The organism is Sinomicrobium pectinilyticum (genome assembly GCF_003725735.1).
Classification (GTDB): Bacteria; Bacteroidota; Bacteroidia; order Flavobacteriales; family Flavobacteriaceae; genus Sinomicrobium; species Sinomicrobium pectinilyticum.
In genome coordinates this window covers 104,532-123,681 of sequence record NZ_RJTM01000059.1, presented here as the reverse complement: position 1 = coordinate 123,681, position 19,150 = coordinate 104,532, and the positions used below count along the sequence as shown (strand labels likewise).

Sequence of the window (19,150 nt, the reverse complement as noted above, 5' to 3'; positions counted from 1 at the left end):
GCGTCCCGGCATTGGTCGCCTTTGCTTCGAATACATGGCGTACAATGGCGGTACGGCCCGAGACCACAATGCGCTGGTCTGTAAAATCCACTGTCGTAAAATCGAATGGACCATGAACGAGATCTTCTATAAATTCGTCTTTATCCTGAATAATACCGCTCGAATGACCATAGGTCAGCTCATCGGCCGTAAGTTCTTTCAGAAGCGTGGCATCCGGTTCGATAATAGCACCACGAAGCAACTCCACCACAGCTTTTACTTCTTTCTTTTCCTCTGCAGGGCTAGCAATTTCCTCCCGTTGTAATGTCCTGATGTCTTCCTTTTCCTGCACTGCTTCTTTACAGCAAACCAACAGTAACAGGCAGCAGAACGGTATCCATATCTTTGGTAATGTTTTCATAATTTGGTGTTTTGGTGGGTCCGGTCTGTAAATCAACCTTGTTTTAATATCTCTTTTACCGTGTTGGCTACAATATCTACCTGTTCCGGTTTTAATAAAACCACACCGACATTCAATACTTCTCTGGAATTTCTGGTAGCCAGACTGGTCACTATGCTCGGATTACCGTTTTTCAGTTTTTCATAAACCTCCTTAGGCTCTATAAATATATCTTTCTTGTCCCAATAAACATCCAGAGACGGAAACACATTGGCACGCCCTTCCGGGATATATACTTTTGTCCTGACACCGGAAACTTCCGTCAGAATATGTTTTATGGACGACGTTCTCCTTAACCATTCCCGCCACTCTTTTTTATGGTCTCTTTGCAAATATGTTTTCAGGGCGGCATACATTCCGAAAATCTCTTCTTTATTTACTTTCATCGGCCTTCCTATAGGAGCTTCGTAGGGGCTGTGATTCAGTTTGGCAGCTTCGATCAGGTCTTTCCTGCCGAAAAGCAATCCTGCGCTTTGTGGTCCGCGGATCATTTTACCCCCGGAAAAAGTAACCATGTCAAAACCCATTTTCTGGTATTTAAACAGGTTCTCGACCGGGGGAACATCTGCCGCCGCATCGATAAAGGTCGGGATATGATGCCGCTTGCAAATAGCGATGAACTCCTCATGGCCAATACTGTCCTCTCCGCCATACCAGGAAGTCGCCGCATTAAAAAATAAAGCCATGACTGTCCTTTCATTTATGGCTTTTTCCATGTCCACGGCATTTTCTACCTCTACGATCTTTGCCCCGGTAGTGGTAATGGCCTGGTCAAAAACGTAACGGTGTTTCTTCTGCATAATTACCTCCGGCCGTGGCCCGGGGAGATTGGGAATTTGCTTGCGCTTGTTTTCATCCGTCCCTGTTATGGCAGCGGCCGTTCCCAGAACCAGGGCGCATGCAGCACCGGAAGTAACTATCGCCGCTTCGCAATGTAACATTTCGGCAATTTTCGCACCTACTTTATCCTGCAATTCATGCATATCGGCAAAATCATGTGCCGTGGCAGTAACGGCCTCCAATACTTCCGGCAGCATCAGGGAACCCGACAAATAGGTCATGGTTGCCGCAGCATTGATAACCCTGGTAATGCCCAGCTCCTCAAAATAATCGGGGATATTGGACCGGGGAGTACTATTTTCTCCAAAGAGGGCACCGGAAGGGAATAATCCCCCCGCGGTAATACCTCCCATCAAGGGAAGCAATGGCAATCCCTTGACAATATCTCTTCGTTTCATGTAATTTGTTTAGATGGTTATATGACTTTACCAGGTTCTCTCCTTCATAAACTCATCCAGTCTTTCCCGGCTCATAGGCAATTCGGCTTCATGCCGGTTCAGCCATTGTAAAAAATGCTCCCTGATCTCACCTGTCCATTCACTGTCTATCTGTCCGGAGGTATAAGTCCCCTCCCTCAGCATTTGCTGACCGAACTGATCCCGAAGCGTTATAAATTCGGCGGTCATAACCACCTTTTCCGCCAGGTGGGCAGGAATAAAAATAACCCCTTCCGGTTTGGCGAGCACCAGGTCACCGGGCATCACTACGGCCTGTCCCATACGTATCGGTGTATTCAATCCGGCAAGCATAACATCTTTCAGGTAAGTAGGATTCCAGTTTTTTACAAAAGCGTTAAATCCTTTTATCTCCGATAATCCTTCCATGTCCCTGGAAGAACCGTAAAACACAACACCGTTACCGCTTTTTGCATAAATGGCATTTCCCAGGTTATCACCTATCAGGGTACCTCCCATGGTCTTCCCGAAGGAATCGGCGACATAAACATCGCCTTTGGTAAGTGTTTCGATAGGCCATGAATTAGTATTTCCTGCACGGCCTTCTTCTTTTCCTCTTTTTTTGATCCGGTCTTCCACATCCGGGCGACTCGGCAGGAACATGGCCGTTACGGCACGGCCTGCAATGGCTATGTCTTTGTCCAGTATTTTCCAATCGCCTTCATACTGGGAATTATAACCTTCGTTATTTAATATCTGCCAGGCTTCATCTATGGAAATATCCCTTGCACGTTCGATAAGGTCATCCGGTATTTTAGGGCGACCGTTATCAAACCGTTCCCCTGTCCAGGCCCCGGTTAAATACACGAGTTCTTCTTTGCTGATCTCCTGGCCATAGGATTGCGTAAAGCCAAAACTAAGCAGGGCCAGAAATGCGAATATCTTATTGGGTTTGCACATAAGTGAATTTTTTTAATGATTTACCGGGCATCGGAAGCATCCCACATGGGGCTGGACAATCCGTTGAGATCATATACGATTTCCCCGGCCCTGACGGTCATTTCACACTGCAGCTTCCGGTTGCCTTTCATCTTGTTTCCCGCACTGTCTATAAAACCGAAATCTCCTTTCAATACGGATAAAACGGCAATGTCTGCCACACTGCCAACGCTGAGATTTCCTAATTCTTCATGGTGTATTACCTGCGCGGGTTTCCAGCTCGAAGCTTTGATAACATCAGCAAGGGACATTCCCAGATTCAGGAATTTGGACATGACGTTAAGCTGGTCTTTCATCCCCCCGTTCATACTTTCCGTATGGATATCGGTACTGATCGCATCCGGGAAAAAACCCTTTTTTATTGCTGGTATTGCCTGGGCGAATGCAAAACTACCACCGCCATGGCCGACGTCGAAAACGATTCCTCTTTCCCTGGCTTTTGTGGCGTAATCATACAACTCTCCGGTTTCCGGGTTTAGTATGGTCATACGGACATCGGCAAGATTGGCGTACATATGGGTAAAAATGTCCCCGGGACGCAATTCTTCCAGCAACAATTTGGTCAGCGAAAGCGGGGGTTCATGTCCGCCGAAATCTATCATTACGGGAACATTCGCCAGTCTTCCTGCTTCAACGGCACGCTCAATAGGGGTCCATTCGGCACCGGAATAATGTGCTACTTTTATACCTATAAGCTCCGGGTTCTGCGCTATGGTCAATGCCGTCATTTTTGCGTTCATATCCTGCAGGTCCTGCTCCCACACACCGCCACGCATCCCTTCGCCGACAATATTCAAAAAGGACAGTATTCTTGTTTTGGAATGTGCTATTGTCTGTTTCTTGTATTTTTCGAAACTCTTCCACCCGGAGCTTCCGGCATCAATTGCCGTGGTCACTCCCGAACGAAAGGTGAAGGCATCGGGCTGTACGGCGTAATACCCGTTACAGAGATAGTGATTTTCTTCCGTCCCGAAAAAATGGTGACTGTGCAGGTCTATAAGGCCCGGGGTTACATACAGCCCTTTTACATTAACTACCTTTTTGGCATCTTTGGGATTCAAACGGCCGGATACGGCTACTATGGTATCGTTGCTAATAGCTATATCCATTACTTTTTCGCGTATTTTATTTTTCGGGTCTATTACCGTCCCTTCCTGAATTAACAGATCGTATTTCTGGGCTACGGCGTGTAATAGCGGAAATAAAACACATATAATTGTACTAAGGATTATTCTTCTGTTTTGCATCATATACTTTTTTGGTGTAATATTTCGGATAGCCTGGAGGCAACTATGCGCTCCTGGCCGGGTTTCAGCATCCAGGTGGTAATACTTACCGAATTTTTACCGCCACCTGCAATTTCTATAGAAGGATGCCCTTTCCGCATTTCCTCCTTCAGCCGGTCTCCCGAGATTTTCACTTGCTGTGTGTTCCATGAAAGGTTCAGCGTAGGTACCACGTTGGCCAAAACGGGCACATCTATTTTTGCTTCAAGTCCGGGAATATCGCCAATGCTGTTCTTTATGTGATTGACCTGGCTCTCCCACAAAGCCCAATCCTTTTCATGGTCACGTTTCAGATAACTCTCAATGGCTACCATCATGGCTATGATCTCCTCCTTGTTTACTTTCATTCCCCTGCCGATAGTATTTCCCCGCGGCGGGGCGCTTACCCTGGCGGCATCGATATACTTCTTCTTTCCGAGAAGTACCCCCGCGCTCTGTGGGCCACGAAGCCCCTTACCCCCGGAGAAACACACCATATCGAACCCCATATCGGTATATTTCGAAAGGTTTTCCACGGGTGGCACATCGGCGGCACAGTCTATCATCGTAGGTATATTATACTGCCGGCAGACTTCGAGGACACCGTCCCACTGTATCTGCCCTTCGTAATTCAGAAAATTCACGAAGTAATACATAGCGGTGTTTTTATTGATCGCTCTTTTAAGTTCTTCTTTTGTATCTACATATACGATCTTTACCCCGCAATTTTCAATAGCATGAGCGTATTCTATGTAATGCTTGCGCTGCATGATCACTTCGGTTTTCATACCCGTTCCTGCCAAATGCGGAAGCTTTGCCGCCTTTTCCGGATCGGTACCGGTCAACACTCCCGCAGTACCAAGGGTAATTGCCGAAGCTGCCCCCGAAGTGACCGTAGCCGCTTCACACCCGAGTAAAGACGCTATCCGCTGTCCGACTTTGTCCTGAAGTTCATCAATATCGACAAAGTCCTCGGAAGTCCTCATATACGCCTGTTTTACCTCATCTGCCATCAGAGACCCGGTCATGGACGTATAGGTGCCGGCCGCATTGATAAAGGTTCGGACACCCAGTTCCTGGAAATAATTACGGGCGGTTGGTATTGTTGCATCGGGCAGTATCAGGCGGGATGCTCCTGCAAGATCAAAAGACATCAGACCTCCCATAAGCGGGAGGGCTGATATTTGTTGTATTAGCCTGCGTCTGCTTATCATAGTTTATGATTTTAGCGCTGCTATACAATCTATTTCCACAAGCGAATCTCCGGGGACCCCTCCGTAGACCGCTACTGTAGTACGTACAGGAGGTTTCTTTCCGAATTTGCCATGGTATACCTCATTCATGGCCTTGTAATCGTGCAGGTCGGCCAGGTATACATTCACTTTTAATACATGTTCCATGGAAGACCCGGCTTTTTCAAGCTCTTTTTTCAGTTCCTCCAGAACGTGCTCGGTGTGGTCTTTGATATCCCCTTCGAAATGCGCTCCTTTCCCGGCGATATACACTAATCCGTTATGCACTACCGAACTGGAGAACAGGGGCACTTCCTGATCTTCATCTTCTTCCCGTTTAAAGCGGGTAATCGGTGAAGCCGATGTATTTCCGGGGGATCCGGAATTTAAACTTCTTCCGAAAGCTGCTACTCCGACCAAACCGAAAACCGAGGTAGCAATTTTGCGCAAAGCGCCTCTTCTTTGTGTTTCCATAATAATCTCTGTTTTTATTGTTCTACATCCCACCAAACCCGTGTTACAAACGTGTCCGCTCCCTGGACCTTAATTGCTTCCTGGTAGCTTTCCGTATTTACACTTATTTCGCTTGGCGGATAAGTTAATCTTCTCGGTATAGTCCCGTTGGTCAGGTTTCCGGTGACATCCACCGGAGTCAGTTCGGGGTATCCCGTTCTCCTCCAGTTGGAATATACCTCTATTTCATCCGGGAAAACGGATGCCCAGAACTGGGTATGGATAGCTTCCATCTGCTCGTCAAAAGAAGACGGCAAAGGGTGGCTATCTATATAATCCTGAATTTTTCCGGCCGGGATAGCGGCGGCGTTACCGTAAAGAGCCCCCATATTGTTCATAGCATTGGTTATTGCTTTCTCATAATACGTCGCCGGATCTCCCTGGGCCCATCCCCGTGCGGTACTTTCGGCCAGAAGCAGGTTCATTTCTGCGCTTCCCATTACGGTCAATGATGCGGTAAGGGACAGGAATGTTTCCAGGTTTGGCTCAGATAATTCCCCGAAATTTCCCGGTTTGTTTACCAGTCCGTTTGACATCCCCTGCTGAAGGGCGGTAGTAGTGTCCTGTGACCCGTTCACCCAAACCGCGGCAATTGAGGTCAGGCGGGGATCATTATTTTCTTTGAGATAGTCTATAAAGGTTGCTGAGAACTTTCCTCCTTCGGTATTGCTCGATCCCCCGTTGGAAGCACTGTAATTATTGTTCCGCAACTGGAAGGAAATAGGATTGGAATTGATTTCCTGTCCGCCCGCATAAGGTATGATGGCCTCGTCGGCCGTATTCTCTATAACTCCCCCTGCAATCGCTGTCTGTGCCCACGTTTGTGCAGAAGCAGCATCTACCTTAGTCATCCGCATGGCCAGGCGAAGCATAAGGGAATAGGCGAATTTTCTCCATTTCGCAATATCTCCGCCGTAGATAAGATCGCCGCTGCCAAAGGTTTCCTTACTGCTGTCAAAAGCGTCGATAGCAGTCTGCAATGTGGAGAGCATATTTTTATAAATATCTTCCTGGGTATCATAAGCCGGGCTGTAATTCCCTTCGCCATATGCAGTAACGGCCTCCGTATACGGGATCATCCCGTACAGATCGGTCACACGGTGAAAGATATATACTTTCCATATGGAAGCAATGGCGTGCATATTCACTTTATCTTCATCACCTTCCAGCACATTCACTACTTTTCCGATCTCATTGATCCCGTCCACATAAGCCCCGGAAAAATAGGCATAAGGGTATGTCCCGGACGTATAGACATATTTATCTCCCAGCCCCGGAACTTCCAGATAGGTGGCAAAATGCTGTACAAACCCTCCGGCAGAAAATTCATATACTGTCCCGGTACTGTTATTCAACGCATCGTAAAGCGATTTGGTAAACATATATTCCGGTTCCACCTGGGTTGAAGCATCCGGGTTGGTATTCTCTTCTTCAAAACCTTTGTCACATGACACTATGAACAACGGCGCCCATATCCATAAAGCGACGAGGTATTTTATGTTTAGTTTCTTCATGATGATCTTCATTAAAATTTTAGCATTAGGTTCAGGCCGTAACTCCGTGTTCTCGGAAGTGCGAAAGATTCGAATCCCTGCGCGTTGCCGTTGGTAAATGCGGATTCGGGATCAAAATTGTCCGTCTTGCTGTAGAGCAGGGCCAGGTTCCTGGCTATAAAAGACACGGATGCGGATTGCAGCTTGAACAACTTCAGTTTGTCTACCGGGATATTGTAACTCAAAACCACTTGTCTCAGTTTTACAAAACTCCCGTCGTATATGAACTGGTCCGAATAGTTTTTCATATTCTCATAATAGGACCGGATGTCGGATGAAGGGATATTATTGGTATAGGGATTACCGTTTTCATCCACACCGGTTAATGTGAGGCCTTCTTCCCGTCCTTCCAGGGTTCTTTTGGAAAGGCCGAAGCGCGTGGCATATACGTTTAATACCGAAAATACATCATTGCCAAATCTCCCGTCGACCAATACATCCAAAGAAAAGTTCTTGTATTTGAAATGATTATTAAGTCCCATGGAAAGCGGGGCGACGGAATTCCCGATTTTTTTCAGTTCGCTTTTTACCGGGAAACCTGAAGAAGAATCGAAAACAATATTACCGTTGTCATCCCTCAACATGGAATAGCCCTTGATAATACCGAAAGGCTGCCCCACTTCATGATGGATTTCCGCCCAGGCCCCTACGGAACTTGCCACGGAAATCGTATTCAATCCTTCGGCCAGCTGCACAACTTCACTGTTGTTATAGGCAAAATTATAACCGACATCCCAGGTAAAATTGTCATTTCTCACCGGCGTTCCGTCCAGGGTAACTTCTATTCCTTTATTGACTACTTTACCTACGTTAAAATAGGTGTATTCATATCCCGTGGTTACCGGCAATTGCGCATTTACGATATCGTCTGTTGTCGTTTTATTGTAGTAGGCTATATCAAAGCCAAAACGGTTGCCGAATAATTTGGATTCCAGGCCGAATTCATAGGTCGTGGATGTATATGGCCGCAGATTGGAATTGGCCAGCAGCCGTTGCCCTGAAATCTGGGTAACCTGTTGTAACGGTTCCCCGCTGCTCGGCACCATGGTATAACTTTCGCTAAGGGTATAAGGATCGGGTAACCCTCCGCCTACCTGTGCCTAGGAACCACGAAGTTTTCCGTAATTCACCCATTCGGGAAGTTTCAATACCTGCGAAAATATAAACCCGGCACCTACGGACGGATAAAAAATGTTGTTATCGCTGCTGCCGCCATCTGCCGCCGTTAAGGTAGAAAACCAGTCTTCTCTTGCCGTAGCGTTTATATAAAGGAAATCTTTATAACTCAGATCAAAGGATGCAAATAAAGAATTCGTCGTCAGGTGTTTGTTTGTCGGGATAGCGGTACTCGTAGCCAGATTGGTAAAACTGTAAAAAAACGGGATGATAAACTGTGTCCCGTCAAAAGACGTCTGTTCGTTCTTGTACTTCCGGATGTTCCCGCCTATCATGGCCCCGAGGTTTAAGTCCTCGGACAGATCCTTATTGTAGTTAATGTTCAGCATACTGTTGGTCTCGCTCACGATAAGGTCAAAACCGTGATATTCCCCCGCAGCATTGTTGGTGTACAGGGTTCCGGTAGGCAGAATCGCCGTAAAATTAAAATTGCTGTAATCCTTACTTACCGATCCTTTTACGGACAAGTCTTCAGTGACCTGGTAGTTCAATGAAAACTGCCCGATAAAACGGTCCCTTACTTCGGTGTTCTTAAACTTATTGGCCACGAAATAGGGGTTTGAAGCATACGGTGTTTCGTTCCATTCGATCTCCGTACCGTTTTCGTCATAACCGGGATCGAGCCACCGGGCATCTACGGTATTGGCGAGCATATTTACCCAGTTGGGATTTCCCGTCGCATCTCCGGCACTGGACTTATTATACGCTTTGGATTTATTGAACTGGACCATTCCTTCCAGGGTAAGTTTTTCTCCTATTCTGGAATTGAAGTTCAGGCTGAAGATGCGCCGGTTAAAACTGTTGTTGGGCACCAGTCCCTTATTATCGGTATCCGACGCCGAAAACCTGTAGCTGGTCTTTTCCCCTCCGCCACTGATCGCTACCGTATTGGTAAAAGTGGTCCCGGTATTGTAAAAGTTCCTGACATTGTTCTTCTTGGCCGTATAGGGGTGCAATTGTCCGTCAAAGGCTATATAGTCGGAGCCGTCGATCAGGGCTCCCCAGTTCCTTCTACCCCAGGTTACGGCCTCGGATTGATTGCCGGGTTTCTGCCCGCCGTTCCCCTGGCCGTATACATATTGCCAGTCAGTGAAATCCATAGGGGAATCGAGGGTAAAACTGGAATTTACCTCAATGCCTATGCCGGCTTGAAGGGCCCCTTTTTTGGTAGTGATAATTATGGCCCCGTTAGATGCCCGCGAACCGTAAAGGGCTGCTGCCGTAGCCCCTTTCAGTACGCTTATAGATTCGATATCGTCCGGGTTAATACCACCCGTACCATCACCATGATCTATATTAAAACCTCCCCCGCTTGTGGAGGCACTACCCCCCATAGTGGTATTGTCCATGGGCATTCCGTTAATGACATATAGCGGTTGATTATCTCCCGACAACGAAGTATTACCACGGATAACAACCCGGCTCGATCCCCCTGCGCCGGTAGCCAAACTGGAAACATTTACACCTGCTATCCTCCCGGAAAGTGCATTGGCCAGGTTTGTTTCCTTGGCCTGGGTAAACTGATCGCCGCCAACTTCGGTAACGGCATACGTTAAGGAACGTTTTTCCTTTTTAATACCCAATGCCGTTACCACCACTTCACCCAACTGCTCCGTATTGGGCAGCAATTTCACATTGACGGTGGTTTCGTCGCCTACCGTTATTTCCTGCGGTTTAAAGCCCATTGCGGAAAACACAAGTACGGCACCTTCACTTACCGTAATGGCATAATTTCCGTCAAAATCGGTGGAGGTCCCGTTACCGGTCCCTTTTTCAATAATATTCACAGCCGGAAGGGGTATATCCTGATCGTCCGTGACAACCCCGGTAACCTGGAGTTGCACCGGGCCCGGTGTAACAGGACCGGCAGAAGGCGGGTCGGACAGGCTTTGTGTTTTCTTCTTTAAAAGGAAAACCTGCTTATCCAGAATGGCATATTCCGTTTCCGAATTGTTGAAAATCACATCGAGAACTTTAGTAATCAGTTCATCGGACACCTTCAAGGTTACCTTCCGGTTCAGGTCCACATCATCCAGCTTATACACAAACCGGTAATCTGTTTTACGCTCTATCTGCTCCAGAACCTGCCGGACAGATTTTTTACTGATATCCAAAGAGACCTTATTACGCTGCGAATAGGAAGTATTCGCATGCATTGCAAAAAGTGCCGTTAGCAGGAAAAGTGCACTTAGCTTCATCTTAAGGTCAAATTTTAATAGCTGAAAATTACTTTTACGCTTAAGAAGTTTTTTCATACTTTTGTACTGTTTATGAGTGGTTAATGACTAAGGATTAATCGCATCGTACGTAATCGGGAAATGGGCCAACATTTTCCGATTTTTTTATCTCCGATGCCGTTTTTTTGTTCCGGAATGTTACATAGGCATTTCTTTATTTTATTATAATGGTATCTTCTTTAACAGTATAGCTTATGCCGTACATCTTCTCAAAGTAAAAAAGAATACGTTCCAGCCTGACATCACTTCCGAAACTGGTATTGAATTTCGATTTTCCCAGTTCCCGGTTTTCGTTGATGATCTTTACATTATAATGCCTTTCCAGGGTTTCGAGGATCTCATCAAAGGTCTTGTTCCGAAAAATAAGTTTACCGTTCATCCATGCGGTGTACAGGTAGGTATCCACTTCTTCCACAGCTATTTTTTCGGAAGTGCTGTCCAGTTCACCCCTGAAGCCGGGCTTTAACAATACTCCCGCTGCGGAAGGATTATCCGCCGAATTGGGTTGCATTTTCACGGAACCTTCAACCAGTACGACTTCCGAAAGTTTTTTATCCCGGTAGCTGGAAATATTGAATTTCGTTCCCAGCACTTCGATATGCAGGTCATCCGAACTTACCACAAAGGGATGATCCCTGTCTTTGGTAACATCGAAAAAGGCCTCCCCTTGCAGATATACTTCCCTGTTACCGGTATTGCGGAAGTAGACCGGGTATCTCAGGGTTGTTCCCGCATTCAGGTGCACCACGGTACTATCGGCCAATATCAGTTTAAACCGATTGCCGTTGGGCACTGTAATCGTATTGAATTCAGGGTTCCCGGTATTTTCTGTTTTTAACCGGACATTGTAGTAGTTGAGCTGATTGGCCCGGTAGTGGCTTTTGATATTACCGTTACTCGTAACATCCACCAGTGTATCTGCCAGGGTCAGAACCCGGGTTTTTCCGTCGCCCAGTTTCAGGACCACCGAGGTTTTGGTGTCCACAAGGTCATCCGGGGTAACTTTGGAAGAAATATATTGCCGGATAAAAAAAACAGATGTGAAAACCACTATTAAAACGGCAGCAGCTACAGTGTAGGTAAAAAAACGCGGATTTAATTTTCTGACCGGTTTTTCTTTTTCGTGGATTTTATTCCATATTTTTGGATAGGTTTCGTCCACATTCCCGTTATGAAGTAATTCCAGAAGGTCCTGGTTCGATTTCACGTAACCTTCAAATACCTTTTGATTGTCCGGAATAGCCAGCCATTCCCGGAGTTTTTCCAGCTCTTCCGGCGTCAGGGAATCTGATAAAAATTTAACTATTAGCTCTTCCAAGTTGACATTATTTTTAACCTATTACGTCAATTTAAACAAAACCCTTAACAATAATTTAATTTTTTTTTCAATATTTATCTGTTCAAGGGAATCTTTTCTAAAACTAAACCAACTCATAATGGATAAAAGCATAGTTAAATCTATTAAAGAAGATAACGAAAAAGCCTTTTATACCCTTTTTACGGAATATTACAGTAAAGTCTTTGCCTACATCATGTCTTATGTGGTAGACAAGGACATTGCCGAAGACATCACACAACAAGCCTTTGTCAATTTCTGGGTAAACCGGAAAAAAATAAACGAAAACAATTCTCCGAAAAGTTATTTATATGCCACCGCACATAATCTATACGTAGATTATTACAGGAAAGAAAAAATACAGTATTCTGTTTTCGACCAGCTCAAGACAAAAGCCATTGAAGAAAACGAAAAGGAAAATAACGAACTTACCGAAAGGCGCATTCAGCGATTAAAAGAAACCATAGACACACTACCTTATCGCTGCAAAAGAATACTGGAAATGAACAAGATCGAAGGTCTGAAATATCGCGAAATCTCGGAGATCCTGGGTATATCGGTTAAAACGGTAGAATCGCAAATGCGGATAGCATTTCAAAAAATACGGGAAGCATTCAAAGATGAAGAATTGTTTCTCTTTTTTCTATCCAGAACTTTTAAAAATGAAAAATCTAATAAAAGGAATGGACTGCCAAAAAACAAAACCCTCATAAACACTGAGATTATGAGGGCCTTTGGTGGAGATAATGAGACTTCACTCGAACACCTTATCCCCTTTTTGATGTTCATAGATAGTCTTGAAATATCTAAATCAGACAAATTATAAATGACTGTATACAAGTACATTAAAAAGATAATTCATTATGCACCCATTTGGTAAAAACAAATTATAATAAGGGGTATTTCATATTCAACTCAGGAAAAATGTTCAAAATTAAATTCATTCTCAACCCCTGTGATATTTTCTGATTGTGCGTAGATCGAACCCCAAACAAAAATATCGAACCCTTAAAATGAAGAATTGTCGGTTCGATATTTTATAAGAAATTGATTTTTGATAGTTCACAATATCGAACCACTTGAATTAATAAGGAAGTATCTCTCATCCCTTCTATTGACAGGTACTTGCATAAAACAGAAACTGGACAAAACCTAAAGATTTGGCCTTGTCCGGTTGGGTGGACCCAACGATACAAATCTCGAACCAATTTTTGGAGGATTTGGAGCTTTTATGTGATATCTCAGAGTGACAATGTTTTTAGATCGATAGGTAATAGGTTGTTACGTCTTGTTTGTGTTGTGTGAAAATTACTTATGATCGTCAGATTAAATCCTGATCAATTCAGTTAAATACCCTATTTAGTTTCATAATCTGGGATCAAATAATTATCATAATTTCCTTTTATGAATTTTATGAGCCTTTTTATTCTTATAATCTCCCCAAATAAAAAGAAACTTCCAAACAAAGATATAACACACAAAATAGCTATAAAAAACTGTATCCCAAATGGTTCTTTGTAAATCAAAAAACTAAGCACGAAAAGACACAAAAACATCAATCCAGAAAGCACTAGTAAAACATAATTCTGAATCACATAGACTTTCGTAGAAAAGGTAGTTTTAATCGAAACAACTCCGTCTTTACTGATATGGCAGTTTCCAAATAAAAATTTAAAATCCTTTAGAGAAATCCTGTCTTTAATTTTATTATAAAAGTTTAGGAACTGTAAATGCTTCTGCCTACTCCAATTGTAACCTGTTAAATCGGAATAAATTATGTTTTCAATCTCATGTTTGACCATATCTTTTAGTACCGGATTTTTATCCGAGACATAATTTAGACTTTTGACTAGACTCTTTTTACGCTTTTCTGAATTAGACTGTATCCAACTGGTCGTATAAGAACGTATCCTTTTGAAAATAGGGAGTAGTTCTTTGTATAAATATGCGGCTACAAGAAGGTAGAGTAATCCTTCGTATCTGTGCAAAATCAATGTTTCAATAGTTTTCATAATCTTTGATTTAATTGGAAAATAGAGATAGAACCTTAGACTTAAATCGTATTAATAGAAATGGTTTTTCATAATATGGTTTCCATGCTCATGGAACTCAGCCATAGCCAGTTCTGCAAAGTTTTTTATCCTCACTGGGTTTTTCTCATCCATTTCAATAAAATCGTCTTCACATAATAAAACATTTACTCTGTCATATATAAAATTGGGATTATCCTTTTCTGTCTTGTCAATTCCCTGGAACAACAGACTAATGTAATTTTCTACCAACTGAGATTGGCTTTGCATGAACAATTCGATCAGGCGTTTTCTTTTATTTTTCCTCATCCAATAGTACAGTCCCCATTGTTTGCGGTTGGACTCACCTTCAGTAAATTTTTTATACCCGGTTCCTAAAGAAAGTACCTCTAAATCTGCCAACTGAGCATTAAAAGTCTTCAAACCTTCCAAAATCCCAACCATAGTCGGATTATTAGCCATGACCCCTCCATCAACTTTATTCTTAAAAGGTTTTAGTAGTCCTTCCATATCTTCATATTCAGAAGAGTATGGGTCAAAATAAGTCGGAGCTGCTGATGTAGCCATTGCAACTTTAAAGGCTGGAATATGCAAATCTCTTTTAAAATTTGGATGATAAGGAGATTTAAGGACACTTGGATTCCCTTTAATCAGATCATAAACAGGGATAGCAACATGGGTCAAACAATCATTAAGTCTTGGATCATTTCCATTGAAATAAGCTTTAAACTTGGCCCTTACCAAATTTTCCAAATAATCTCTATTGTGTGCAGATTTAAGCATTTGCCCAAAAAAGAATTTTCTCTTATTCCCAAAAATTTTATTTGTGTTCTCAATGTATAATTCGAAAATTTCTTTTGCAGGAATTCCAAGAGATAAAGCCAATGCAATAATTCCTCCGGTAGATGTACCCGTTATCAAATTAAAATGATCTTTTATTTGGGTCTTTCCATCGATCCTCTTGGCTAACTCCTGTTCAACCAATGCTAGATAATAAGCAGGAAAGACACCTTTAATTCCCCCGCCATCTATTGCTAATATTTTAAATTTTTTGTCACTCATTTTTTAGAAGTCTTGTATTTTCCTCATTTGGATATTCATTATGACCTCCACCGTACCATTTTCCTTCGGGGAGCCATAATTCATAATAATAAAGCCAGTCGCTTGTCCAAGGAATAATCGTATCGGCTATATACTTAAACCCATCCCACTCTTTTTTAGATGGGGAATAGAGACAAAGTTGCTGTTTACTGGTATCATAAACATGAGGTAATTTCACACGATTAGGAGCAAGCCTTAGCTCCATATTTATTACAAACACTTTAACCCAACGATTTAACTCGTAAACTATTTTGATATCGTATTTTGCGCTAATGGAAGTGGGTTGCATTTGAATTATCAACTGAAAACTGTTCCAGGTATTTTTTACAATTTGCAACTCAGGAAAATCAGTCTTAATTTTTTTGAGTTGCTCAGAAGCCAATAACCCATTTAACTTATTACCTTTACTTGACCTGAAATATTTACTACTCATCTTATATTAAATTCCCTCGAAATTATGGTTTGGTAATGGTTTTCCTGTTGCTCCCAGAATACCTGTTCCGGCAGCCATCTTTCTCAAGCCTGCTTCTCTTCGCATTCTATTTTTCTCTCCATAAGCTGCGAAGGATAGTTGAACAGGATTGTCACCAAACTGTTTTGCCAGAGACTCGTTTAGTGTATAAAGTCCCTTTCCTTCACCAAACCGAATACTTTGGATGTCTTCTTCCAGCTTATCCAACCACATATAGAAATATTCTTCTTTTTGTGGCTCTTCTATCCATTTATCTGCAAAATTTTCTTCTGGGTTGATTGGATTACTAACCCATTTCTCATACTTTTCGGTCTTCGGGTTAAATCTTGTTTCAATAAAATTACGCATTTGGGATACCACGTGCGTATAGGCATCCACTAGATTATCGCTTTTATCATAAGCTCTACTGGCAAGCGTGGTAATTATAATAGAAATGGGCTTGTTTTCGGAATTAAAATCATCGGATGCAAACATCATATCTCTATGCCTTTTCAATAATTGGACTACTCTTTGAAGAGGTAGCTTTCTCTTTTGAAAAGGTCTAACCGGGCTAACAGATTCACTCAGCAGAATAGCCTTACTTTTGCTAATAGTTGCTCTATGGAAAAACCATTTTGCATAACCAAATGGATTACTCTTATACCAAAATGAAGGATTGCTCATTAAAGTATAGAACACACTCTCTTTATCCGTTATTCTTATGGCCAAAAGATGATTATCCACTCCGAAATTCTTTGTAAGCATAAGATTGAAATTACTATCAGCTAACGACGGGAGAATATCCATATGAAATTTGGAATCTTCGGAATACATAAGGGTCCAACATCTTCTTCCGCCTTCCTTGTCCTTTAACATCTTTTCATAAAGACCATGTTGTTTTAATCTATCTCCAACAGCATCCTTAAGATCCTTTTGGGTCCAGTGATCCGGTTTTCCTTCAATTTTGCATACCAGATCAATGTCAATATCGTCCTCCTCATGTATAGGTTTAGTCATGGTTCCCAGCATAAAGGAGCCTTGTGGTAATATTTTAGGGTTATAGGGATACAAGGGCGAATCCTTATTTGCCAACCAATCTCCCACGCTTTGATAACTCCTAACCGCCGCATTATACTGACTTTCTGATATATCCAGGTTCCCACCCAGGATATCCAATATTTCTTCAACTTCTTTTCTATAAGATTGTGTCATAATTTTAAGTGTTTTGGTTTATTAATGTACTGTATTACTAACCGGGATCATTTTTCCTTCCGAACTCCTTTAAAAGGTCCATGGTCGGAAGTTTTCATATCTAAAAATTTCCCTGTGGTGGAATCTCTTTTAATCCAATGTTTGGTTTTCGGATTAAATACCTGGGACCTTTGTTTTACAGCCCCTTTTCTTGAATTGTCTTTTGGCGGGTTTGTAGCCATTTTTCTGCTTTTTAAATTATCTCCATTCAGAGCTGTGGAGTTTCACTCATTATTTCTTATTTTACACTATCTATAAATACTATGCTCTTGTTTTCATTTTTTTTGCCCTTGATTGGAAATTTTTCTCAAAAAAAGAGCATTATACTATTTAGAAAGGAGGTAATATGAATGATCCAAACGAAGAAGTAGCCCATTTGCTGACGCAGTATAGTAATCAGGAAATGGAGGAATTAATATTACGTATGCGACTTTACGCCCAGCATAAACTTGGCAAAAAAAACGACAATTTTGAAGGAGAGGAGTTGCTTGATTTTGTTTTTGGTGTTTTTGACAAAGCCTTGAGTGGAATAAGGAATTGGGACAGCAAAGAATATTCCTTTGAAGAATTTTTGTTTGGGGTACTTAAAAGTGATGTCAGCAACTATTTTAAAAAGCAAAAAAGAAAAGCTCCTGAAAAAGTTGAAGATGATGAAATTGACGAGTCTTATATTCTTGATTTGCCTGTCTATGCAGAAGAAATAGGCCATCGGGACGATGCATTTAACCTTATAGACTATGACAATCAGAAAAAACACTTTTTAGAATTACTAGAAAATTCCGGGGCCAGCACACTCGAAATCTTAATTTTTGAATGCTGGTGTGACGATATATACAAATCTGGTGAAATAGCGGAGTTATTAGAAGTAAGCACTGCTGAAGTATATAATGCAACTAAAAGATTAAAGAATAGAAGGAGGAAACTAAAAAAGACACTATGAGCGATCTAAAAAAGCATATTGACAAAGGAATTACAGAGTTTTACTTAAACACCGATATAGAATTAATTAAAAATTCTTTGAGAGAAGACGGGGTAGACCTTGACAAAGAAAGTGTCGAGATAGAAAGGTTTGTCAAACGTCTGAAATTCACTCATAACGCTTTAATGACCAAGCAGTATAATCAAGAACTATTACAAAAGATTATTGAAAGATTCCAAGATGCAATCCATAAAAATATCGAAAAACCCATAGCAACTCTCAAGAATTTAATTGAGGCAAAACAAATGTCTGTACAATTCAGAAATTTGGATAAGCTCACTGAGGATGAAATTAAAGAGATTATCAAGGGTAAAAATTTGGTTGACTTAATGGATGAACTGGATAATGAACAATCATAGATTCAATAAAGGTTCCGCAGCTGCCAGAAACTTACTCAACACTTACGGTTTTGAAAGTTTGCTGGATTTTCCTTTGGATCTTTTTGCTCATGGTTTGGGAGCAACTGTTGTCGAAAAACCTTTATTGAATTCTGATGGAAGAATTATTTCCGGCCAAAAACACACTATCATAGAGATCAATGAAAATATTGAGTTTGAGGAAAAAAAGAGATTTACATTGGCCCATGAAATCGGACATTTAATTCTTCATAAAGGACTTGATGTTCATAATGATAATGAAGCAACAACATCTTGGTTTAATAATAAGGAAAAGCAAGCCAAAAATGGGAAAATAGAATATGAGGCGAATCAATTTGCTTCTGAATTGCTAATTCCCAGTCACTTATTTCATGAAAAACAGAAGGGTAAAAAGTTTAGCCCTGACTTATTAAAAGAATTGGCAACATTCTTTAAAGTTAGTATTACTTCGATTACGTTTAAATATTTCGAATTAGGAGATCATCCCATTTGTCTTTTTCATTCCCATAATAAAAGTGTGAGCTATTGGAAATGGCCAGAGGGCTATCCCCACTACATAATCGATAGGACTAAACTTGAGCCTCCGGAAGATTCTGTTGCAATGGAATTTTTTGAGAAAGGGAAAATATATCCGAAGCAATTTTCTAAACAACAAATATGGAAATCTACATGGTTTGAATTAAAGGATTGGGAAGATGATAATGATTTTAATTTTTTTGAATATTGTATTATTTCCAGTACTTATAATTCTGTTTTAAGTGTTGTATGGGAAGAATAATTTTTTGCGGTTCCCTTTTTTACCGATATGGTGTGCTACCCCAATGTAGGAAAGGCTTCAATTTATTTGCAAAGTTGGCCGAAGATGACAATTTTAGCCGCTTAAGACATAACTTATTAATTATCCGTGGATTAAAAATACCAAAAAACAAGATTTATGGCTTTTTCTACTATTGCGAAATGGATTCTTCCTTCGAGT

At 41.8% G+C, this 19,150-nt stretch carries 18 protein-coding genes; 4 read left to right on the top strand and 14 right to left on the bottom strand.

The window, feature by feature from the left end:
- The 10 genes from ED312_RS08875 to ED312_RS08830 form a co-directional block, all read right to left on the bottom strand.
- Window positions 1-400: nuclear transport factor 2 family protein (locus ED312_RS08875; protein WP_148044258.1), on the bottom strand; the 400-nt coding region annotated here is incomplete at its 3' end.
- A 32-nt stretch (window positions 401-432) separates the two neighbouring features.
- Complete coding sequence (locus ED312_RS08870; protein ID WP_123215646.1) at window positions 433-1,677, bottom strand: aminotransferase class V-fold PLP-dependent enzyme; 1,245 nt, start codon at window positions 1,675-1,677, stop codon at window positions 433-435.
- 27 nt (window positions 1,678-1,704) lie between these two features.
- Window positions 1,705-2,634: an RraA family protein gene (locus ED312_RS08865; RefSeq protein WP_123215645.1), complete on the bottom strand. Its 930-nt coding sequence runs from the start codon at window positions 2,632-2,634 to the stop codon at window positions 1,705-1,707.
- Between the two features lie 20 nt (window positions 2,635-2,654).
- Window positions 2,655-3,923 carry an amidohydrolase/deacetylase family metallohydrolase gene (locus ED312_RS08860; protein WP_206363233.1) on the bottom strand — a complete coding sequence of 423 codons (1,269 nt, stop codon included), beginning with the start codon at window positions 3,921-3,923 and terminating at the stop codon, window positions 2,655-2,657.
- Window positions 3,920-5,152, bottom strand: coding sequence for an aminotransferase class V-fold PLP-dependent enzyme (locus ED312_RS08855; protein WP_123215643.1), 1,233 nt, complete (start codon window positions 5,150-5,152; stop codon window positions 3,920-3,922). Before ED312_RS08855 ends, ED312_RS08860 begins: the two co-directional genes overlap by 4 nt.
- A 3-nt stretch (window positions 5,153-5,155) precedes the next feature.
- The gene (locus ED312_RS08850) at window positions 5,156-5,644 is read right to left on the bottom strand and encodes a RidA family protein (RefSeq protein ID WP_123215642.1); all 489 of its coding nucleotides are present in this window, start codon (window positions 5,642-5,644) and stop codon (window positions 5,156-5,158) included.
- 14 nt (window positions 5,645-5,658) lie between these two features.
- Complete coding sequence (locus ED312_RS08845) at window positions 5,659-7,197, bottom strand: SusD/RagB family nutrient-binding outer membrane lipoprotein (RefSeq protein ID WP_123215655.1); 1,539 nt, start codon at window positions 7,195-7,197, stop codon at window positions 5,659-5,661.
- 11 nt (window positions 7,198-7,208) lie between these two features.
- Complete coding sequence (locus ED312_RS08840; RefSeq protein ID WP_123215641.1) at window positions 7,209-8,282, bottom strand: TonB-dependent receptor domain-containing protein; 1,074 nt, start codon at window positions 8,280-8,282, stop codon at window positions 7,209-7,211.
- Window positions 8,283-8,336: 54 nt separating this feature from the next.
- Window positions 8,337-10,667: a SusC/RagA family TonB-linked outer membrane protein gene (locus tag ED312_RS08835; protein WP_123215640.1), complete on the bottom strand. Its 2,331-nt coding sequence runs from the start codon at window positions 10,665-10,667 to the stop codon at window positions 8,337-8,339.
- Window positions 10,668-10,803: 136 nt separating this feature from the next.
- Window positions 10,804-11,967: a FecR domain-containing protein gene (locus tag ED312_RS08830; RefSeq protein ID WP_123215639.1), complete on the bottom strand. Its 1,164-nt coding sequence runs from the start codon at window positions 11,965-11,967 to the stop codon at window positions 10,804-10,806.
- 118 nt (window positions 11,968-12,085) lie between these two features.
- Between ED312_RS08830 and ED312_RS08825 the strand changes: the two genes are divergently transcribed.
- Window positions 12,086-12,811 carry an RNA polymerase sigma factor gene (locus ED312_RS08825; protein WP_123215638.1) on the top strand — a complete coding sequence of 242 codons (726 nt, stop codon included), beginning with the start codon at window positions 12,086-12,088 and terminating at the stop codon, window positions 12,809-12,811.
- A gap of 529 nt (window positions 12,812-13,340) precedes the next feature.
- Here ED312_RS08825 and ED312_RS08820 read toward each other — a convergent pair.
- Genes ED312_RS08820 through ED312_RS08805 form a run of 4 tightly spaced genes read right to left on the bottom strand, consistent with a single transcriptional unit; the run spans window position 13,341 to window position 16,779 of the window.
- Window positions 13,341-13,997 (bottom strand): hypothetical protein, encoded by a 657-nt coding sequence (locus tag ED312_RS08820; RefSeq protein WP_123215637.1) that lies wholly within the window; start codon window positions 13,995-13,997, stop codon window positions 13,341-13,343.
- A gap of 51 nt (window positions 13,998-14,048) precedes the next feature.
- Window positions 14,049-15,077 (bottom strand): CBASS cGAMP-activated phospholipase, encoded by a 1,029-nt coding sequence (locus ED312_RS08815; RefSeq protein WP_123215636.1) that lies wholly within the window; start codon window positions 15,075-15,077, stop codon window positions 14,049-14,051.
- Window positions 15,070-15,549, bottom strand: coding sequence for a hypothetical protein (locus ED312_RS08810; protein ID WP_123215635.1), 480 nt, complete (start codon window positions 15,547-15,549; stop codon window positions 15,070-15,072). Before ED312_RS08810 ends, ED312_RS08815 begins: the two co-directional genes overlap by 8 nt.
- A gap of 6 nt (window positions 15,550-15,555) precedes the next feature.
- Window positions 15,556-16,779 (bottom strand): nucleotidyltransferase domain-containing protein, encoded by a 1,224-nt coding sequence (locus tag ED312_RS08805; RefSeq protein ID WP_206363232.1) that lies wholly within the window; start codon window positions 16,777-16,779, stop codon window positions 15,556-15,558.
- A 385-nt stretch (window positions 16,780-17,164) separates the two neighbouring features.
- Between ED312_RS08805 and ED312_RS08800 the strand changes: the two genes are divergently transcribed.
- Genes ED312_RS08800 through ED312_RS08790 form a run of 3 tightly spaced genes read left to right on the top strand, consistent with a single transcriptional unit; the run spans window position 17,165 to window position 18,952 of the window.
- Entirely contained in the window at window positions 17,165-17,758 is a 594-nt protein-coding gene (locus ED312_RS08800) for a hypothetical protein (protein ID WP_123215633.1), read from the top strand.
- Window positions 17,755-18,156, top strand: coding sequence for a hypothetical protein (locus ED312_RS08795; protein WP_123215632.1), 402 nt, complete (start codon window positions 17,755-17,757; stop codon window positions 18,154-18,156). Before ED312_RS08800 ends, ED312_RS08795 begins: the two co-directional genes overlap by 4 nt.
- Window positions 18,143-18,952 (top strand): ImmA/IrrE family metallo-endopeptidase, encoded by an 810-nt coding sequence (locus ED312_RS08790; RefSeq protein ID WP_170164475.1) that lies wholly within the window; start codon window positions 18,143-18,145, stop codon window positions 18,950-18,952. Before ED312_RS08795 ends, ED312_RS08790 begins: the two co-directional genes overlap by 14 nt.
- The last annotated feature ends 198 nt before the right edge of the window (window positions 18,953-19,150 follow it).

Bases quoted from the DNA above. Each gene is read 5' to 3' on its own strand.
- ED312_RS08870 (WP_123215646.1), bottom strand. From the start codon at position 1,677: ATGAAACGAAGAGATATTGTCAAGGGATTGCCATTGCTTCCCTTGATG.
- ED312_RS08865 (WP_123215645.1), bottom strand. From the start codon at position 2,634: ATGTGCAAACCCAATAAGATATTCGCATTTCTGGCCCTGCTTAGTTTT.
- ED312_RS08860 (WP_206363233.1), bottom strand. From the start codon at position 3,923: ATGATGCAAAACAGAAGAATAATCCTTAGTACAATTATATGTGTTTTA.
- ED312_RS08855 (WP_123215643.1), bottom strand. From the start codon at position 5,152: ATGATAAGCAGACGCAGGCTAATACAACAAATATCAGCCCTCCCGCTT.
- ED312_RS08850 (WP_123215642.1), bottom strand. From the start codon at position 5,644: ATGGAAACACAAAGAAGAGGCGCTTTGCGCAAAATTGCTACCTCGGTT.
- ED312_RS08845 (WP_123215655.1), bottom strand. From the start codon at position 7,197: ATGAAGAAACTAAACATAAAATACCTCGTCGCTTTATGGATATGGGCG.
- ED312_RS08840 (WP_123215641.1), bottom strand. From the start codon at position 8,282: ATGGTGCCGAGCAGCGGGGAACCGTTACAACAGGTTACCCAGATTTCA.
- ED312_RS08835 (WP_123215640.1), bottom strand. From the start codon at position 10,667: ATGAAAAAACTTCTTAAGCGTAAAAGTAATTTTCAGCTATTAAAATTT.
- ED312_RS08825 (WP_123215638.1), top strand. From the start codon at position 12,086: ATGGATAAAAGCATAGTTAAATCTATTAAAGAAGATAACGAAAAAGCC.
- ED312_RS08820 (WP_123215637.1), bottom strand. From the start codon at position 13,997: ATGAAAACTATTGAAACATTGATTTTGCACAGATACGAAGGATTACTC.
- ED312_RS08815 (WP_123215636.1), bottom strand. From the start codon at position 15,077: ATGAGTGACAAAAAATTTAAAATATTAGCAATAGATGGCGGGGGAATT.
- ED312_RS08810 (WP_123215635.1), bottom strand. From the start codon at position 15,549: ATGAGTAGTAAATATTTCAGGTCAAGTAAAGGTAATAAGTTAAATGGG.
- ED312_RS08805 (WP_206363232.1), bottom strand. From the start codon at position 16,779: ATGACACAATCTTATAGAAAAGAAGTTGAAGAAATATTGGATATCCTG.
- ED312_RS08800 (WP_123215633.1), top strand. From the start codon at position 17,165: ATGAATGATCCAAACGAAGAAGTAGCCCATTTGCTGACGCAGTATAGT.
- ED312_RS08795 (WP_123215632.1), top strand. From the start codon at position 17,755: ATGAGCGATCTAAAAAAGCATATTGACAAAGGAATTACAGAGTTTTAC.
- ED312_RS08790 (WP_170164475.1), top strand. From the start codon at position 18,143: ATGAACAATCATAGATTCAATAAAGGTTCCGCAGCTGCCAGAAACTTA.